This window comes from Dehalococcoidales bacterium, from assembly GCA_035529395.1.
Taxonomy (GTDB): Bacteria; Chloroflexota; Dehalococcoidia; order Dehalococcoidales; family Fen-1064; genus DUES01.
In genome coordinates this window covers 1-18412 of sequence record DATKWT010000124.1, presented here as the reverse complement: position 1 = coordinate 18412, position 18412 = coordinate 1, and the positions used below count along the sequence as shown (strand labels likewise).

Sequence of the window (18412 nt, the reverse complement as noted above, 5' to 3'; positions counted from 1 at the left end):
TCGAGTCTGACAGGGTGATGAAAAAGGGGAGTCCAGAGGGCAGGCCCCTTCTGAGGGGCACCCCCTCTTCCGGGAGGGGCCGAAGCCTCCTTTGGCAGGGGTCTGGGGGTGTCCCCCAGATATAATCTTTCCCCCCTTCCTCGGTAGGAAGGCTCTTCCTGGACAGGAAGGGGAAGGCGGCCCAGATGGGCCGCACGGGGGTTGGTCGAAAGGGTTTTTCATAGGCTTGCTAGAATGACAGAGACTGTAAAGGTATTTGTAAGACACTACACTAGCAACAGGGTCTGGAAGCCGATTCCACATCCGGCATCCAAGCCTCGACTTCCTGGAGTGAGTTGAAGCGCTTTGACAGCTAGACGAACAACTGGTTCCATCAAAGGGTTGGATACCAGCATTCTCTGCATGTACGAATCGGTATCATTCATTCACCATCCTCTCCACCTTGAAGATCACCGGCCGGAACCAGTCTGTACAACCAACGATCATAGTGCCTGATTGTTTGATCCCAGGCATACTACCTCCCATCGCTACTGTCAGGATATCCTTGCGGATGTCTGCCCAGGCCGAGGAACAGAAACCATCAGGCACCACTGAGTGGTCCTCAATCACGATCTCTTGACCATCTCTGAAACACTCACAGAGACCCACGTCCTTGTATTCGTCGTCCAAGTACTCATCAATCAAGTCTTGGTTGATGGTCCTCTTAATCACAGTAATCCTGCATTTAGGTATTTCGTAGGACATCTTAGAACCTCCTTGCGTCTTGGATTTCCACGCTTACCCTATACACTGTCGGAAACATGGCACAAACGAGGACAGGCCAGGTGGTGGTGACCGCCTTCTTTCCAGTCATGATTAGTATTGTACTCGAAAACGCTGTCGGCATCACATAGGTCAGTACCAATCCAACAATCCGTCAGAACGTTCAATCCGGCTGAGGCTGTTGTTTCGATCATAGGAGCTTGCGAGCCACGAAGACACCCATACGGATGTCCTCTCCCTGCTGATACTCCATCAATTCCAGTCCAGCCGTGCCGATTGCATCCCGATACTGCTGTCGTGAGAACAGCCCGATCTCAACCGACTGTTGGTGATAGCTGGCTTCGCCATCGCGACCGACCAGATGATGGAAATCGATTTCGACCGTGCCGGGCCGCTTGAGCTTGACGTTTTCCAGTCGGGCGATTCGAATGTGAGGGTGCTTCACGGCGTCGACCACTATGGTGGGGCTGAACTCCTCTTGAGTTGACCAAGGCGTCAGACAGAGTATACCACCCGGTCTGAGATGCGAGGCAAACGTGACGAGGGCCCTGTTCAGATTCTCCGGCGTCCGCACGAAACCGATCTAGCCGTACAGACACATCAGAGCGTCGAATTCCCGGCCCAGGTTGAAGTCCATCATGTCACCGAGGTGAAACTCGATGTCCGGAAACTTGAGAGCGGCATGAGCCAGCATCTTTGGACTGAGGTCCAGCCCGACCACGCGGTATCGGTCTTGCCAGTACGGGATGTGCCCCCCAGTGCCGCAGGCAACGTCAAGCAAATCGTTGCCACCGCTGATCTTGTACGTTTCGACAAGAGACGTGGCACTTGCGGCTTCACGTACAACTCATCATAATACGCTGCGATGTCTGTGAATGTATCAGCCATATTGTCACCTACTGGAGTATACCATCAGGCGACGACTCTGCCAATCCTGATCTCGTCCGGATCACGCAGGGAGGGTGGTAACCGATTCTACTCGCCCGTGCCCTCCAGACGCATGGCCGGTTTTGGCGTCACACAGTTTGAACAAAACATTTAAAAGTTACATCCTCCCTTATCACATGGTATCATTGAACCAGCGATGCTCTCTTAAGAAAGACTATGACCAACGAAGATATTCCTGAAATTCAATCGATATGGGATGATGCCAGAGGTTTTGTCGAACACGGCGATCACGATAAAGCCATAGAAATCTACCAGTACATACTCATCAGGTATTCGGATGACCCCGTAGCTGTCGAGTATGCCAATGCATATCTCGGCGACATATTTCTCACGCTACAGAAGCTTGACTCGGCAGAGGAGCATATCAAGAAAGCGGTAAACCTCAAGCCGGAGAATCCTGCTTACCACTACATCTTGGGTTTCATATACTCAAATATACGGCAGTGGGATAAATCAATTGCAGAGTTTGAGATAGCGGTTGCCAGGGAACCGGATAACGGCGAGTATCTACGCGGGCTGGCCTGGGCTGTATACAGTAGCGGAGATGTAGCCAAAGGGTTAGCCTCCCTCGAAAAAGCAAGGCGCCTGGCGCCCGCCAACGCCAACATCCTGACCGATCTGGCAGTCGCTTATCTGTCCTTGGTCAATATCAGCAAGGCCAGGGAGTATGCGGAAAGGGCAACGCGGCTGGACCCCACTAATGCCGTAGCGCAGGATGTCTTGAATAATGTCCTGAGCTTTAGTAAGGGGTTCAGACAACAAGATGAGCGAACAGATAAAGCCTCAACAAAACCCTCGGCTTATTTCGATACCCACTTCATCCACCGGTTCAAAGTCTCACTCAGGGACAACTCTGATATATGGCGCATTATCGACATAAAAGGAAACCAGATGTTATCCAGCCTGCATAAAGCAATATTCAAGGCCTTCGACCGTTTTGAGGAACACCAGTACAGCTTCTTTTTAAGCAATAAGCCCTTTGATAGGGAGAGCGAGTATACTTCACCTGGCATTGGTGCAGATGGAACGGGTAAACTTGCCAACCGCATCAGAATTGACAGTGTCGAACTGTACGGCGGACCGAGATTTCTCTATCTATTCGACTATGGCGATGAATGGTGGCACGATGTCGAACTGGTCAGCGTAACCCAAAGGGTTACCCGAACCAATTACCCCAGGGTGGTGAAGAAGCAGGGCAAGTCACCTCCGCAGTATCCCAGTGAAGGGCATGCCTTATAAACAATTCATCGGAATGTGCAGTTCTCGCACTGACTGGAGGAATCCCGTCAGGTGGCTACCTCATTGCTCTAGGCAGGGCAGCATGAGAGAGCAATGCACCACACCTTGATGCTCACGGTAGGTTGCCTGCCTCGTCAAACAGCCACCCCGCTGATACCTTCAAAGCCTTAGCCAGAGCAGCAACCTCGACATCCATCACTGGTCGCTGGCCATTCTCAATCTTGGACACAACGGACTGGTCTATCTTCATACCCAGCACCTGCAGTCGAGCCACCAATTCTACCTGAGTGACCGGTGGCTTGGCAGCTTTCCGTGCCTGACGAACGCGAGCACCAACTAGGTTCTTCTTCTCAATATGGTAGATGATAGGAGATATGCTTGACAATAATATTCGCAACGAGCATATTATGTGCCACAATTGCTACGATTAGTCGTGAAACGGATACATCACGCATGAAAGAGAGGAGAAGCCATGGAACTGGGAATCTTCCTGCTAATACTCGGCCTGATTATCGCTGGTGCTGGGGCAGCAGCTTCGATGTATGCCGACCCAGATGCATCCTTCTGGATTGGAGGGATTCTCAACGTAGAAGAAGCACGGATGGTAGATGCAGGTGGTATAGGTGCCATGGTTATCGGTGGTGGCTTGGCCATAGGTGGAATCGTTCGAATGATAGTGAAGAGATAGACGGCCGAGGTACGAGAGGTTCGTCATCTGGTCGATATTATCAGAGATACTGTGGAGAGTAGAGTACGGACTTCATGACCAGGAGGTGTGAAGTGAATCGCAATCTATTACCTGTTGTCATGGCTTCATATCGATGTTTCTCACAGGCTTCTGATGGCTCCGCCAGCAGTGTTGCCTGCTGCCGGCCCAGGTCGGTTAGCAGCAATCCCCGATGACTGTTTGAGTGGAACTTCTCCTCAAGTGGTCCCTTCGGCAATAGACTATTCAGAGTAGGTGGGGCAACACGGACATCACTCCAACGCCATCCCAGGCTGAGATCTTCCGGATCATGGGTCTGCTCGTATTCAAGTGTCTTGAGTAAGGCATCCGTCTGCTTCTGATTGAGATTCATATTGGTCACCTCCCAATGATAATAACAACGGTAAGGTGTAACTCCTTTGTTCTCTCTCCCTCCGATTCGCTGCCCCGTTCCGCCGACATTTTGCTGACAAACTGCTCGGTATCAGGTAGTATATGATGGTATGTCCAGGTACGATACATCACCGCGGTAACAACAGAAAAGGAACAGCTACTACCTGGAGGGACGGTGTGGGACATCGGGCTTCTTATGTTGGCTAAGACGTAGTCTACCAGACGACCGGATAACCGGCCCTCCCAGGCAGTCTATCACCAACTTGACTGCCAATTGTGCACTTCCACTTGTGGAAGGGGAAGAATCATACATATGGTTATGCTTATCGCTTACCCCGAACCCCTCGTTCTCGTGATTCATCCAGGTGTGCATATAGATACCAGCAGGCAACACTCCTGTATGGCCGCCATCCGTCAGCGATCTGACAGGCCTGTGCCTGGAAATCATCCCCATCCAGGCCGTAGACCTTGCGCATAGCAGCACGAAGGGACAGGTCGTCTATGGGGAATACATCCATCCGGTTCAACGAGAACATGAGGTACATCTCTGCGGTCCATCGGCCAATACCCTTCACCTGGGTCAAGGTCCGGATTATGCCTTCATCATCCTGGCTTTCGAACTCATCGAAGTCGATGCTACCTGATAGCACATGATCAGCGAGACTTCGCAGACATCTGGCTTTCGCCCATGAGACCCCGGTTCTTCGGAGCTCTTCGTCGCTGGTCCTGGCGAGCTGTTCCGGCTTGATGACATTACTACCAATAAGCCCTTGGAACCTGGAGCGGATCGCTCGAGCAGCGTAGCCAGATAGCTGTTGCCCGATGATGGAGTACACAAGGGGAGACAATCCCTGTTCTCCACGCTTAAGACGGCATGGGCCAATCTGCTCTATGATGGTAGCCAGTTGGTTGTCACGTTCCTTGAGTTCCCTGACTACTGCCGGCAGTTCAACCTGGCTCAGATGATTGATGCTCATTGCAGAAGGCTATTCTCCCTGGTTGGTCTATCTCCAGAGATTGTATCACCTATCAGGTTGGAGTGCCCAGTACTTATACTGGCTCCCTACTGGCGCTATCGAACAGCGCATATTGTGTATCTGAATGCTTGTGTGAATCAGCTAGTGTTGGTAGTTGGGGGGAAGGGGGATGGGGGGTAGAACCTTGACGTGGATAGCAATGTTGGTTAAGATAACTTTGGTTCGTTTCCGAAATATCTGTCCGGCAGTTCACACGAGAGTGATACCATGTCCAATACAACTATCATCTGGAGCAAGAAACAGCACATTGCCAGGATAACCCTCAACCGGCCTGAGGTTGGCAATGCCATCAACCGGCAGATGGCCCGGGAGATGGAAGATGTCTGCCGGGAAATAGGTGGGGACGATGACGTGTACGTGGTGGTCATTACCGCTGCCGGAGAGGGGGCTTTCTGTACAGGCAGTGAACCGGAGGACGCCGGGTATGGCGTAGCCGCTGCTGTGGCCGGACTGGAACAACCGGTAATTGCCGCTATCGATGGGGATGCTCTGGGAGCAGGTCTTGAACTGGCGCTGAGTTGCGATATCCGGCTATCTTCACGGAACGCGAAGTTCGGGTTGCCCCAGGTAACGCGGGGCGTGATACCGATGGAGGGGGGCACACAACGGTTACCGCGCATCGTCGGGAAAGGCAAGGCACTGGAGATGGTCTTCACCGGGGAGGCGGTTGGTGCCGAAGAGGCACTGGAAATCGGACTGGTCAGTAAGGTGGTCTCTCCGGAAGAACTGCCTGTTGAGGTTGAAGCCCTGGCGGAGAACCTTGCCGGCAAAGCCCCCATCGCTCTCCGGTACGCCAAAGAGGCGGTCAGCAAGGGACTGGACCTGACACTCGACCAGGGTCTTCACCTGGAAGCAGACCTCTATTTCCTGCTCCACACGACTGATGACCGCACCGAGGGAATCCGGGCATTCCTTGAAAAGAGGTCACCACATTTCAAGGGGCAGTAGGACTGCTGGCAGGTAGTGGAGACAGGAAACCCATGCCGAAAGAGGAAGTACTGCCAGTCACCGGCGACATCAGGGCGATATACGGTCGCCTGAGCCGGTTCTATGGAGTAGTCGAAGGAAGGTTCCAGAGGAGGCTCAGGGAGCGAGGGCTGGAACTTCTGGCTATCAGGGAAGGAGAAAGCATACTCGAAATCGGCTTCGGCACGGGCTGTGCTCTGGTGGAGATAGCCAGGCGTGTTGGTGGGAGCGGAAGAGCCTGCGGTCTTGACCTGACCCCGGAAATGATAACCCGGGCGAGGCGCAGACTGGAGAAGCAGGGGCTTGTCGGCAGGGTGGAGTTGTGCGAGGGTGATGCCAGAAAGATGCCCTACGAGGACGGGCTGTTCGATGCCGTCTACATGTCGGAGACGCTGGAGCTATTTGACACACCGGACATTCCGGTGGTGTTTGCGGAAATCAGGAGGGTGCTGAAGGTGCGTGGGCGGCTGGTGCTGTCAAGTATGCCCAAGGAAGGTCATGAAGGATCACTGGTCTGGCGAGTGTACGAATGGTTGCATCGAACACTGCCTCAGGTTGCCAGTTGTCGCCCAATCTACGTGGAGGACTCGGTCACGAGTGCCGGTTTTAAGATGGCTGCCACCGAAGAGATGAAGATTGCGGGGGTATTCCCGACGAAGATTGTGATGGCACGACCGGCAGCATAGGGGAAGGCTCACCAGCTTTTTCAGGAGCAGAAATGGATTGGCAGCAGCTAGTAACGGGGCTATTCTTGCGGATATCGGAGGAACTGGAAACAGTGCTTGAGGGATTGACGGTTGATGAACTGAATCAAAGACCAACTCCCGACTGCAACAGTATAGGCTGGCTCGCCTGGCATCTGACACGCAGCCACGACAGGAATGTCTCGGAACTGGCCGGCATGGAACAACTCTGGACCAGGGATGGCTGGCATGCCAGGTTTGGCCGTGCTGCCAATCCGGAAGAAACGGGAGTCAGGCACAGTGCCGAAGACGTCGCAGCGTTCAGGTCACCCGATGGCCGGACTGTGCTGGAATACCACCGTGCCGTGGTGGAGCGGATAAAGCAATACGTGAGCGGCACGTTATCGGAGAGTGAACTTGATAGAGAGGCGTACAGTCCCACGTTACATACGACATTCCCGGTTAGCAGACGTCTGGTGGGTGTAATCAACGAAGGCTTCCAGCATGTTGGACAGGCAGCCTATGTCCGTGGTCTACTTAAAGGTCAGGGCTGGTTGGGCAGGTAGCAGGCGAACAGATGGAAGCTGGCGAGGTAAACAGGACCACCCGATGAACGGTTTCGAGACGATTATATACGAAAAACAGGAAGGAATCGGCCACATTGCGCTGAACCGACCCGAAGCTCTGAATGCTTACAACATTCAGATGCGGGACGAGCTTTTTCAGGTACTGGGTGCGGTTCGGGATGACCCGGATGTCCGCGTGGTAGTGCTCAGGGGCGCCGGAGAAAGGGCCTTCTGCGCTGGTGCCGACCTGAGTGAGTTCCTCACCGCGCCGTCTCCGGCAGTTGCGCGCCGCGTGCGCTGGGAGCGCGACGTCTGGGGGCTTTTTCTGAGTATTAACAAACCGATAATCGCCGCCCTTCACGGCTATGTGCTCGGTTCGGGGATAGAGATGGCACTCTGCTGTGATATCAGAATAGCTTCGGAAGACGCCCAACTTGGTGTCCCTGAGACTGGACTGGGCATAATACCGGCCGCCGGTGGCAGCCAGACCCTTCCACGGGTGGCCGGTATGGCACATAGCCTGGAAATGCTGCTGGTCGGGCGCTGGGTCGGGGCGGAAGAAGCCCGCCGAATGAGGCTGGTGAACCGGGTGGTACCGCGGGAAGACCTGTGGCCGACGGTTGACAGGTTGGCCGGCAGAATAATGGGCTTCAATGCAAATGTGCTAAGCTGTGCAAAGCAGGCGATTACCCGGGGACTTGACCTGAGCCTGGAGGAGGGACTCCGGCTTGAGGCAAGATTGGGAGCCTGTTTATTACAAGAAACCAGTAAGGAGGCAGCATGAATACTACGGAGTTCCTGACCATAGCGAATGCAATCTGTCCGGACAAAGATGCAATGGTCTTTGAGGAAAACAGGTTCACCTTCAACCAGTTGAACGAACGGGTGAACCGGCTGGCCAACGCTTTGCTTGGGATGGGTGTGCAGAAGGGTGACCGGGTTGCATTACTGCACGTCAATGGCAACCAGTGCGTGGAGACCTACTTTGCCGTTGGTAAGATTGGCGGGATATATGTACCGCTCAACTTCAGAGCGAAATCGAACGAGCTTACCTACATGCTCAACACTGCGGAAGCAAACACCGTTTTTGCAGGTGAACGGTACATAGAGCTGGTGGACTCCATAAAATCCGAGCTGAGCACGGTCCGGAACTACATCTCCATTGAAGGCATACATGACGGCTACACGTATTACGAGGATATAATATCCTCGGCAAGCGATGAAGAGGTATTCACCGAAATCGATGATGGTGATACTACGATACTGATGTTCACCGCCGGTACCACCGGTTTCCCCAAGGGCGTCATGCTGTCCCACAACAGCTTCTCCATCTACGTACTCGAGAACGTTACCCCGGCCGACCCGGTGAGCGAGGAGAAGAACATACTCACCGTACCTCTGTATCATGTTGCCGGAATCCAGGCGATGATGGCGGCAATCTACGGGGGCAGGACGCTGGTGATGGAGAGGCAGTTCGAGCCTGCGGAATGGATGGGACTGGTGCAGGATGAGAAGGTGGGCCGGGCTATGATGGTGCCCACTATGCTGAAGCAGCTTATGGACCATCCCGGGTTCGGTAACTATGACCTGAGCAGTATGCAGGTTATTACCTACGGTGCGGCACCAATGCCCCTGCCGGTTATCAGGAAGGCGATGGAACTCTTTCCCGGAGTCAGCTTCATTAATGCCTTCGGTCAGACCGAAACGGCATCGACCATCACAACATTGAGCCCCGCGGACCATGTCATTGAAGGTACCGAGGAAGAGAAGGAAAAGAAGCTGAAACGGCTTGGTTCTATCGGCCGACCGATGTCTGATGTCGAAATGAAAATAATCGACGAAGAGGGTAACGACCTGCCAGTGGGGGAGGTCGGTGAAATAGTCGCCCGGGGACCCAGGGCCATGAGCGGGTACTGGAAGGAAGACGAGAAGACCGCCAAGACAATAGACAAAGATGGCTGGGTCCATACCGGTGACATGGCCTACATGGATGAGGATAACTACTTCTTCCTGGCGGGACGCAATACCGACATGATTATCCGCGGTGGCGAGAACATCTCCCCGGAGGAAGTAGAGGGCGTGCTCCATGAGCATCCCAAGATTGAGGAAGCGGCCGTTATCGGTATCCCTGATGATGACTGGGGTGAAGTCCCGATGTGTATCGTTGTCCTCAAGAAGGGTGAGAAGGCTACCGAGGCGGAAATAATCGAGCACTGCCGCGCTGCGCTGGCCAGCTACAAAAGGCCGAGGTCAGTGTCATTTACCGATGAACTACCGCGTAACCAGATGGGCAAGGTCCTGAAGCGCGTCCTGCGTGAGCAATACGGCGAAAGCAAGTAGACTGATCAAGCGTAATCGATTGAGTTCGTCTAGTAGACGACTCCGTATGGAGGTAGATATGGACTTTTCCCTGACCGAAGACCAGAAGATGCTCCGGACAATGGTCCGGGACTTTGCCGAAAAGGAGCTGGAGCCGATTGCCGCCGAGATAGACGAAGAGGCCAGGTTCCCTGCCGAGAGTATACGGAAGGCAGCCGCTGTCGGGCTGATGGGTACCGGCTATCCGGAGGAGTACGGCGGGAGCGGCGGCGGGGCGATTGAGCAGGCCATTATCTTCGAGGAGGTGGCCCGTGTCTGTGCCGCCACCTGTGTAATTCTGATTGTTACCAACGAGCTTGCCAGCTACCCGCTGTATGCCCACGGTACGGAAGAGCAGAAACAGCGGTACCTGGCACCGCTGCTGAAGGGTGAGAAGCTGGGGGCTTTCGGGTTGACCGAGGCCGGTGCCGGCAGTGATGTCGCCGCTATGGTATGCACGGCAGTGGCACGGGATGGCGGATATGTCCTCAATGGCAGCAAGCTGTTCATCAGCAACGGTGCCGAGGCGGACATCATCATTGCGTTTGCTACCATTGACCGGTCTCAGGGATACCGGGGTGTGACCGCATTTATCGTTGAGAATAGTGCTCCGGGATTCTCGGTGGGTAAGCACGAACGCAAGCTGGGTATTCGTGCTTCCTCGACAACGGAGCTGGTGTTCGAGGACTGCTTTGTGCCTGCGGAGAACCGGCTTGGTGACGAAGGCAAGGGTTTTCGGATAGCACTGGAGACGATTGACGCCAGCCGGCTGGGCATTGCGGCGCAGGCGATAGGGATTGCCCAGGGAGCGTTTGAGAAGTCGCTGTCCTATGCCAGGGAGCGGCAGCAGTTCGGCCAACCGATTGCCAGTTTCCAGGCGATTCAGTGGATGCTGGCTGATATGGCGACCCAGATTGATGCCGCACGGCTGCTGACACATCGGGCGGCCTATCTCAAAGACCAGGGACTATCCTATATGAAAGAATCGGCCATGGCCAAGTTGCATGCCGCCGAGACGGCGATGGCCGTTACCACAAAGGCGGTCCAGATACACGGCGGCTACGGCTACACCAAGGACTACCCTGTGGAGCGCTATTTCCGTGACGCTAAAATCACGGAGATATACGAGGGTACCTCGGAAATGCAGCGGATGACGATTGCCCGGCAACTGCTCAGGGAGGCCTGATTGACGGGAGCAGGATAGGAGAACGTTTCTTCAGCAAGGGCTGGCAGGGTGCTGAAAAACCCTCATTTTGCAGAAAATGACGCGCCGTCCAGATACGAAATTGGGGCTGGTTTCCGGCTTTTCACCCCTTTTTCAGTACCCTCCTGATACCGGAGCGGTGGCAACACCCCGGAGTATCCACTTTGTACCCGCGTTGCTCTTACCGCTAAGACTGCTCTTCCCGCTGCTCAATGACCTGGTCTGGCAAGTCTTCTTCAGGGCGCAACCGATTTATCCACGCCTTTCTGTCCGCGATGTCCCTGTCGAACAGCAACCGGTTGAGGAGCAGCTTACCCAGGGGCATAGACCTGCTCAGCGGAGTCCTCGGTGCCAGCAGCCGCTTTGAATATCCGATGAGGGCGATTACCACGAATCCCAGGGTAACCGGTAGTCTGTCGGCTATATCCAGCGGTTGACTCAGGAACCAGGCAAAGAGCGGCAGTGCCGCCAGTGCGAGGAAAACCCCCAGAGCCACCTGACGAAATGGGGCCAGAAGGTAGGACATTACCAGGGCTATCAGTCCCAGCTTGGGTGACATCATCGTAATAACACCCAGTGAGGCAAGGACGCCGCGTCCACCGCGAAAGTGCAGGAATACCGGCCAGTTGTGGCCGATGATAGCGCAAATACCCACGGTTATCTGCTGTGCCGTACCCATATCCAGGAGATGGGCCGCCCAGACGGAGAGGACTCCCTTGCCGATATCGAAGAGCGCCACCGGCACAACCAGCCATTTCGACCCGGTACTAAGGACGTTGGACGCTCCGACATTACCGGTACCCTGCTGCCGGATGTCAACCCCGCGGGACCATTTCAGGGCAAGGTAAGCGGATGGCACCGAACCCAGAAGATAGGCACCTATCATCAAAAGGATGAGCTGGGAAACCATGAGCCCTCCTTATGCTACGGGTTGGCCGGCTTCAACTCACGCTGCTGTGCCAGCGTAAGAAGCTGTTCCACACACTCTGCGGGAACATCAACGCCGCCAATGTCGATATCGGTTTCCGGTTCAAGACCATGATAGTCCGTACCGCCGGTGTTGACAAGCCCGTACCGGTCCGAGAGGCGAAGCAGGCGGTTAATATCATCCCTGGAATAGTCTTTATAGTATACTTCAATACCTGTCAATCCGGCAGCCTTCAGCTCAATAACCATCGCCTCCGGGTCAGGGACCGTCAGCGGGTGCGCCAGTACCGGCAGGCCCTTCGCCTGTAAAATCAGCTCCGCTGCCTGGACAGGCGTCATTTTATCCCGCTCTACATAGGCCGGTCCATCCTGGCTAATGTACCGGGTAAAGGCATCCTTAAAGGACTCTACATAATCCTTCTCCATCAGGGCCTGGGCGATGTGGGGACGGCCCACGGAGGCTGCACCGGCTATCTCCCGGACGCGTTCCCATTCAATCCGACAACCCAGGTCTTCCAGCCTGGCTACCATCTTACGGGCACGTTCCCAGCGGGAATTACGCATCTTCTCCAGGGCTATCTGCAGTTCATGGTCATTGTAGTCCAAGAAATAGCCAAGGATATGGGCCTGACCTGCCGGGATGTCGGTGCTGATTTCAACACCGGGGATGACTCTCAGCGATGGAAAGGTGCGGGCAGCCTGCAGAGCAGGAGCAATCCCGTCAACCGTGTCGTGGTCTGTGATGGCGATAACCGCCAGTCCCGCGGCGGCTGACCGGGAGACGATTTCGGCGGGGCTGAACCGGCCATCAGAGGCGCTGGTATGTATGTGCAGGTCTATCCCGGGCAACTAGTCCACCTCACGCGTAACACGGTCAATACTGACTGCCCTGCCGGTGGTGTCGTCCGTCTTCACCAGGACTGCGTTAAAAACCGTCCTGCCCTTTCCCACCGACAGGCGGTTGGGCAGCATTGTCAGGAACCGCTTCAGCACCGCATCGATATCATCGCCGATTACCGAATTTTCGGGACCGACCATGCCGATATCAGTGACATAGGCGGTGCCCTCGGGCAGTATCTGGGTGTCGATAGTACCGACGTGGGTATGGGTACCTAGTACGGCGCTGACCCGGCCGTCCAGGTAGCGCCCCATGGCCATCTTTTCTGAGGTCGCCTCGGCATGGAAATCGACAATGATGGCTGACGGCCTGTCCTCAAGCTCGTCGAGGAGCCGGTCCATAGCTCGGAAAGGGCAGTCGTAAGCGTTCATGAAAGTCCTGCCGATGAGATTCACCACCAGGGCTCGGCCAACAATAACGTAGCCCCTGCCCGGTACGCCCGGCGGGTAGTTCAGTGGGCGCAGGATTGGCATGTCACCCTCAAGGCAGGGGAGAATCTCCTTGTGATTCCAGACATGGTTGCCCGAGGTCAATACGTCAGCTCCGGTGTCCAGCAACTCCTCGGCGGTACCCGGGGTTACGCCGATACCTCCGGCAACATTCTCGGCATTGACGATAACCAGGTCCAGGTTGTACTTCTCCCGCAGTTCGGGCAGGAGCCGGGCACACGCCTGTCTGCCTGGTTTACCAATCACATCACCAACAGCAAGTATTATCATCAGTCTATGAGTGCGTCCGGTAGCCTTCAGCTACGTCCCGTAGCTGGCTACTTGGCAAAGTCCACGGCGCGGGTCTCCCGAAGCACGGTGACCTTTATCTGCCCGGGGTAGTCCAGTCCCTCCTCTATCTTCCTGACAATGTCCCTGGCAAGCCTCATTCCGCCCAGGTCGTCGATTTCCTCCGGCTTGACGAGGATACGAATCTCCCGGCCCGCCTGGATGGCATAGGACCTGTCCACGCCGGAAAAGCTGTTGGCGATATCCTCAAGCGCATTCAGCCTCTTGAGGTAGTTCTCCATCGATTCCCGTCGGGCGCCTGGCCGGGCACTACTGACGGCATCGGCCGCGGCGACCACGAAGCCCCAGAAGCCGACGTCTCCGGTCTCGAAGTGGTGCTGTGCGATACCATCGACCACTTCGGGGGATTTCTCCCACTGCCTGACCAGGTCTGCCCCGATAGCGGCGTGAGTACCCTCTACCTCGCGGTCGACTGCCTTGCCGATATCATGGAGCAGTCCGGCCTTTTTGGCAATGGTGGTGTTGGCACCAAGCTCCGAGGCAATCATCTCAGAGAGATAGGCAACCTCTATGCTATGCCTCAGTACGTTCTGGCCGTAGCTGGTACGGTACTTGAGGCGACCGAGTAGCTTGATGAGTTCGGGGCGGAGACCGTGTACGCTTACATCGTAGGCTGCCTTTTCACCGGCACTGATGATTTCAGCCTCGGTCTCCTCCTCTGCCTTCTTGACCACCTCTTCGATGCGGGCGGGATGAATACGTCCGTCAAGAATGAGCTTGGTGAGGGCGTTGCGGGCGACCTCTCTGCGCACCGGGTCAAAGCTGGACAGGGTCACCGCTTCCGGCGTGTCATCAACAATCAGGTCAACTCCGGTAGCCTGCTCCAGGGCCCTGATGTTGCGTCCCTCCCGCCCGATGAGGCGACCTTTCATCTCGTCACTGGGTAGCGGAACACTGACCACGGTAGTCTCGGAGACTATCTCGGAAGCACTGCGCTGTATGACCTGGGCCAGTATCTCCTGGGCTTTGAGGTCGGCGTCAGCCTTCAGTTTGGTCTCCCACTCGTGGAGGCGCCGTGACGCTTCCTCCTGTATCTCAGTATCCATTCTCTCCAGCAGGGTATTCTTGGCTTCTGCGCTGGACATCCCGGAGATGAGCTCGAGCTGCTTGACCTGCTTATCCTTGGCCTCATCAAGCTGGGCTCGTGTGGTCTCCAGCGACTTCTCCCGGTTAGCCAGGGTTTTCTCGCGTTGAACCAGAGCTTCTTGCCTACGGTCCGTGTTCTCCGTCTTGGACTGCAGGCGGTTCTCCTGGCGCTGCAGTTCAGCCCGTCGCTCCCGATGTTCCGTCTCGGCAGATGTTTTCACCTTCTCGGCGTCTTCCCGGGCTTTTTCAGACACTTCTTTGGCCTCTGTCCTGGTTTCCACCATCATTCTGGCCGCCTTACGCTCGGCCGCCCGGATGAGACGGTTGACCGCCATCCGCCGGAAGAAGAAGACAACCGCACCACCAAGGACTATGCCTATGATAAAACTGGAAACATAGACGGTTATTTCCATTCCTTTCACCTCACTTTTCTGTATAGACTTCTGTCAGCAAATTCAGGGTCGAGCAGAATCAGGCTTCCGCCTGCCCCTCTGTTTTGAGTTCTTGCCAGAGTCGCCTCACGGTGCGACTTATCACGTCGTAGCTAAACCCGCGGCGCTTGAGGAACTCACCCAATCGCCGTCGAAATATCTCATAGTCTGATAATGGAAGATGATGTGCCTTATCCAGAGCCGCCCGGTAGGCACTATCGCCGTCATCGGTATCTCTAACGACCTCGTTAATGACGTCGGCGGATACCCCTTTCTTTTTTAGCTCCAGTCCGGTGAGCCACTGGCTACGGGGGCTGAATGAATCCCGATTCTCCTTCCAGAACCGGGCAAAGGCAATATCATCCACTAATCCCTGGTTTTTCAGACGGGTTATCGCAACCTCGATACCGTCTTCGCTAAAACCTCGCTTGTAGAGCCGTTCTCTGAGCTCGGACTCGCTGCGTGGCCGGTACGTGAGGAAGCGAGTGGCAGCACTGAGACAACGGTCATGGCGTTCGGTCCTGGCAAGTGCCGCCACCTGGTCTTCGGATAGCTCCTGGCCGACTCGCAATCCCTGCTTGACTACCACCTCAGCTTCCAGGCTGAAGGCGAACCGGCTATCGAGAAATATGTTCACCCGTTTCCCGGTCTTCCTTCCGGTGCGGACGGCCGTTATCCTGCTCATCGTACTCTCCACCCATTCCCCCAATAAATACACAAAGCCAAGGCCCGAAGCCTCAGCTCTTTCGTTTTACAGCTATTCAGTTGTTATTAAGTGGTCTTACTGGTTCACGACCACAGGTTGAGGTGTACTGATAGCTGAGGCTCTGACCTGCTGCTCAATCTCCTGGGTGAGCTCTGGATTCTGGTAGAGGAATTGCTTGGCATTCTCTCTACCTTGCCCGAGACGAGTATCACCCCAGGAGAAGAAGGCACCGGCTTTTTTCACTAGCCCCAGCTCAACACCAAGGTCGATAATATCGGCTTCCCGGCTTATCCCGTGGTCGAACATGATATCAAACAAGGCGGTTCGGAATGGGGGAGCAACCTTGTTTTTCACTATTCTGGCGCGAACACGGTTGCCGATAGCCCTGTCTCCCTGCTTGAGAGTTTCTATCCGCCGCAGTTCGATCCTGATTGAACTGTAGAACTTCAGGGCTCTACCACCCGGTGTGATTTCAGGATTTCCGAAGAAGACGCCGACCTTCTCCCTTAGCTGATTGATGAATATCACCGCGCACCCGGACTTGCCGATAGCCGCCGCCAGCTTTCGCAGGGCCTGCGACATCAGGCGAGCCTGCAGAGCTACCTGGGTATCCCCCATCTCCCCCTCGATTTCAGCCCGGGGCACCAGGGCAGCAACGCTGTCTATGACTATCACGTCGACCGCTGTGCTCCTGACCAGTGCCTCGGTTATCTCCAGGGCCTGCTCGCCGGTGTCCGGCTGGGAGATGAGCATTTCCTCGACATTTACCCCGATACGGCCGGAATACACGGGGTCCAGGGCATGCTCGACATCTATGTAGGCGGCAATTCCGCCACGCTTCTGAGCTTCGGCGATGATGTGCAGACCCAGGGTGGTCTTCCCGGACGCCTCAGGGCCGAATATCTCGACAATCCGCCCTTTGGGAATACCCCCCAGCCCCATAGCCAGGTCCAGTGTGAGTGAGCCACTCGGAATCACTTCGGCCGGTGTCATCGCAGCCGATTCTCCGAGCTTCATGATTGAGCCTTTGCCAAAACGCTTCTCGATCTGGCCGATGGCTAGCTCCAGTGCTTTTTCCTTCTCCGTAGTCATATTCGTCTGCGGTAAGGATAGCACAGATGTTTGACTAAAGCAAGGAAAATTACTCGTCCGGCAACCTGCCGGAGGTGGGCACGATTTCAGGTAACTGGGAAACACTCCAACTAAAAGGTCGGGCCTTGCTTCAGGTAGTTGAATGGCTGTGACCGGTTCACTTCGGCACAGGTCTGTTGACCGCCGGCAACACGGAGCACCAGGTCGAAAATTTCCTGCCCCACCTCATCGAGCGTCTTGTCGCCGTCGGCTATTGTCCCGGCATTGACATCCATATCGCCGGGCATATTCCGGAACATCTCGGCGTTGCTGGCTACCTTGATTACCGGAACTGCCGGGAAACCGGCCACCGAACCCCTGCCCGTGGTGAAGATTATCATCTGTGCTCCCCCGCCAACCATACCGGCCATGGAATCGATATCATAGCCCGGCGTATCCATGATTACCAGGCCCTGTTTAGTGGGGCGTTCGGCATAGCCGACCACCTCGTTTATCGGGGTGCTTCCAGCCTTGGTGATGCACCCGAGGGATTTCTCCGTTATCGATGAAAGACCGCCTTCGATATTGCCGGGCGCAATCACCATGCCCGCCCTATCTCCGAGCTCTTCACGGACTTTCTTCTCATGCTCGTTGACCAGCCGCTCTACCTGCTCTCCTACCTCTATAGTGGCTCCGCGACGCTTCAGGATGTGCGCCGTACCAATCATCTCGGTGGTCTCACTGAGAATGGCCGTTGCCTCCTCTGCCACCAGCCGGTCGGCTGCTACCCCGACCGCCGGATTGGCTGTTATCCCGGAAAAGGCGTCCGACCCGCCGCATTCCAATGCCACGACCAGTTCACTCACCGATGCAGGTACCCGTTCCTGTACCTTCAGTTCTGCCAAAAATCGTGCCGCAATCTGAATTCCCTTAGCGGTAGTAGCGGCGCTGCCACCATCCTTCTGTACCACGAGTACCTCAACCGGCTTTCCCTTGACCTCCCCGACCAGCCTATCGGGGCTCAATACCTCACAGCCCAGTCCAATGAAGAGTACGGCACCGACATTAGGATTGTCTGCCAGCCTGGAGAGAACGCGCCCGCTGACGATGACATCCTCTATGCACCCATAGCCACAGCCATAGCCATGGACAACGGTCACCACGTCAGGCAGGGCACGGCCGATAGCCTCGACAACTCCGTTGGCGCAACTTACCGAAGAAACAACCAGCACATGGTTGCGTATACCCACCTTGCCATTTTCACGTCTGTACCCCATGAACTCCATGTGAATGAACCTCCAGTTTTTTAGTAGGGTGCTGAAAAAGGAGAGTCCAGAGAGGCTTCGCCCCTTCTGAGGGGCGCCCCCTTCTGGCAGGGGTGTCTGGGCGTCATTCTTACAGAATGACGTTAGCAGAATCCGAAACCAGATTCTGCCGGTGTCCCCCAGATATAATTTCTTCCCCCTTCCTGGCTAGGAAGGGGGTCAGGGGGATGGTCGAAAGAATTTTTCATCATTCTGCTAGGCGTCGCTCAGTATTGGCTGCGTGTTGTGGACGTGTACCCATCCACCTGCCGGTATATCCTGTGTGGTCTCGACTATCGGTTCGCTGTAGCGAATCACATTCTCACCTTT

General features: G+C 55.4%; 21 protein-coding genes. 8 read left to right on the top strand and 13 right to left on the bottom strand.

Annotated elements, in window-relative coordinates; genetic code table 11:
• Positions 1-417: 417 nt before the first annotated feature.
• The 3 genes from VMW13_08120 to VMW13_08110 all read right to left on the bottom strand — a co-directional run bounded on the left by VMW13_08120 (position 418) and on the right by VMW13_08110 (position 1543).
• Entirely contained in the window at positions 418-744 is a 327-nt protein-coding gene (locus VMW13_08120; protein ID HUV44779.1) for a TIGR04076 family protein, read from the bottom strand.
• Between the two features lie 208 nt (positions 745-952).
• Positions 953-1219, bottom strand: a complete 267-nt coding sequence (locus VMW13_08115) for a hypothetical protein (protein ID HUV44778.1) — start codon at positions 1217-1219, stop codon at positions 953-955.
• A 126-nt stretch (positions 1220-1345) separates the two neighbouring features.
• Positions 1346-1543: a class I SAM-dependent methyltransferase gene (locus tag VMW13_08110; protein ID HUV44777.1), complete on the bottom strand. Its 198-nt coding sequence runs from the start codon at positions 1541-1543 to the stop codon at positions 1346-1348.
• 323 nt (positions 1544-1866) lie between these two features.
• Between VMW13_08110 and VMW13_08105 the strand changes: the two genes are divergently transcribed.
• A complete protein-coding gene (locus VMW13_08105; GenBank protein ID HUV44776.1) occupies positions 1867-2949 on the top strand; it encodes a tetratricopeptide repeat protein in 1083 nt (360 codons plus the stop codon).
• Between the two features lie 112 nt (positions 2950-3061).
• Here the strand turns inward: VMW13_08105 and VMW13_08100 are convergent, their stop codons facing one another.
• Positions 3062-3334 carry a helix-turn-helix transcriptional regulator gene (locus VMW13_08100; protein ID HUV44775.1) on the bottom strand — a complete coding sequence of 91 codons (273 nt, stop codon included), beginning with the start codon at positions 3332-3334 and terminating at the stop codon, positions 3062-3064.
• Between the two features lie 87 nt (positions 3335-3421).
• Between VMW13_08100 and VMW13_08095 the strand changes: the two genes are divergently transcribed.
• Positions 3422-3637 carry a hypothetical protein gene (locus VMW13_08095; protein HUV44774.1) on the top strand — a complete coding sequence of 72 codons (216 nt, stop codon included), beginning with the start codon at positions 3422-3424 and terminating at the stop codon, positions 3635-3637.
• Positions 3638-3677: 40 nt separating this feature from the next.
• On the opposite strand, the gene VMW13_08090 is transcribed toward VMW13_08095, so the two are convergent.
• Together VMW13_08090 and VMW13_08085 are read right to left on the bottom strand one after the other, a co-directional pair.
• Positions 3678-4028 (bottom strand): hypothetical protein, encoded by a 351-nt coding sequence (locus VMW13_08090; GenBank protein ID HUV44773.1) that lies wholly within the window; start codon positions 4026-4028, stop codon positions 3678-3680.
• Positions 4029-4371: 343 nt separating this feature from the next.
• Positions 4372-5025, bottom strand: a complete 654-nt coding sequence (locus VMW13_08085; protein ID HUV44772.1) for a DNA-3-methyladenine glycosylase — start codon at positions 5023-5025, stop codon at positions 4372-4374.
• A gap of 267 nt (positions 5026-5292) precedes the next feature.
• Between VMW13_08085 and VMW13_08080 the strand changes: the two genes are divergently transcribed.
• Genes VMW13_08080 through VMW13_08055 form a run of 6 tightly spaced genes read left to right on the top strand, consistent with a single transcriptional unit; the run spans position 5293 to position 10844 of the window.
• Positions 5293-6033: an enoyl-CoA hydratase-related protein gene (locus VMW13_08080; GenBank protein ID HUV44771.1), complete on the top strand. Its 741-nt coding sequence runs from the start codon at positions 5293-5295 to the stop codon at positions 6031-6033.
• Between the two features lie 32 nt (positions 6034-6065).
• Positions 6066-6737 (top strand): class I SAM-dependent methyltransferase, encoded by a 672-nt coding sequence (locus VMW13_08075; GenBank protein HUV44770.1) that lies wholly within the window; start codon positions 6066-6068, stop codon positions 6735-6737.
• Between the two features lie 32 nt (positions 6738-6769).
• A complete protein-coding gene (locus VMW13_08070; protein HUV44769.1) occupies positions 6770-7300 on the top strand; it encodes a DinB family protein in 531 nt (176 codons plus the stop codon).
• Between the two features lie 43 nt (positions 7301-7343).
• The gene (locus tag VMW13_08065) at positions 7344-8084 is read left to right on the top strand and encodes an enoyl-CoA hydratase/isomerase family protein (GenBank protein ID HUV44768.1); all 741 of its coding nucleotides are present in this window, start codon (positions 7344-7346) and stop codon (positions 8082-8084) included.
• The gene (locus tag VMW13_08060) at positions 8081-9640 is read left to right on the top strand and encodes a long-chain-fatty-acid--CoA ligase (protein HUV44767.1); all 1560 of its coding nucleotides are present in this window, start codon (positions 8081-8083) and stop codon (positions 9638-9640) included. The genes VMW13_08065 and VMW13_08060 overlap by 4 nt, the downstream gene beginning before the upstream one ends.
• 58 nt (positions 9641-9698) lie before the next feature.
• Positions 9699-10844 carry an acyl-CoA dehydrogenase gene (locus tag VMW13_08055; GenBank protein ID HUV44766.1) on the top strand — a complete coding sequence of 382 codons (1146 nt, stop codon included), beginning with the start codon at positions 9699-9701 and terminating at the stop codon, positions 10842-10844.
• A 205-nt stretch (positions 10845-11049) separates the two neighbouring features.
• Here VMW13_08055 and VMW13_08050 read toward each other — a convergent pair whose 3' ends face one another.
• The 7 genes from VMW13_08050 to VMW13_08020 all read right to left on the bottom strand — a co-directional run bounded on the left by VMW13_08050 (position 11050) and on the right by VMW13_08020 (position 18064).
• On the bottom strand, positions 11050-11772 hold the full coding sequence (locus VMW13_08050) for a glycerol-3-phosphate acyltransferase (protein HUV44765.1): 723 nt from the start codon (positions 11770-11772) through the stop codon (positions 11050-11052).
• Positions 11773-11786: 14 nt separating this feature from the next.
• Positions 11787-12638: a PHP domain-containing protein gene (locus VMW13_08045; GenBank protein HUV44764.1), complete on the bottom strand. Its 852-nt coding sequence runs from the start codon at positions 12636-12638 to the stop codon at positions 11787-11789.
• On the bottom strand, positions 12639-13406 hold the full coding sequence (locus VMW13_08040) for a TIGR00282 family metallophosphoesterase (protein ID HUV44763.1): 768 nt from the start codon (positions 13404-13406) through the stop codon (positions 12639-12641).
• Between the two features lie 47 nt (positions 13407-13453).
• A complete protein-coding gene (gene rny / locus VMW13_08035; GenBank protein HUV44762.1) occupies positions 13454-14983 on the bottom strand; it encodes a ribonuclease Y in 1530 nt (509 codons plus the stop codon).
• Between the two features lie 58 nt (positions 14984-15041).
• Complete coding sequence (locus VMW13_08030; protein ID HUV44761.1) at positions 15042-15686, bottom strand: RecX family transcriptional regulator; 645 nt, start codon at positions 15684-15686, stop codon at positions 15042-15044.
• 96 nt (positions 15687-15782) lie between these two features.
• Complete coding sequence (gene recA / locus VMW13_08025) at positions 15783-16799, bottom strand: recombinase RecA (protein HUV44760.1); 1017 nt, start codon at positions 16797-16799, stop codon at positions 15783-15785.
• A gap of 110 nt (positions 16800-16909) precedes the next feature.
• Entirely contained in the window at positions 16910-18064 is a 1155-nt protein-coding gene (locus VMW13_08020) for a UxaA family hydrolase (GenBank protein HUV44759.1), read from the bottom strand.
• Positions 18065-18412: the final 348 nt, after the last annotated feature.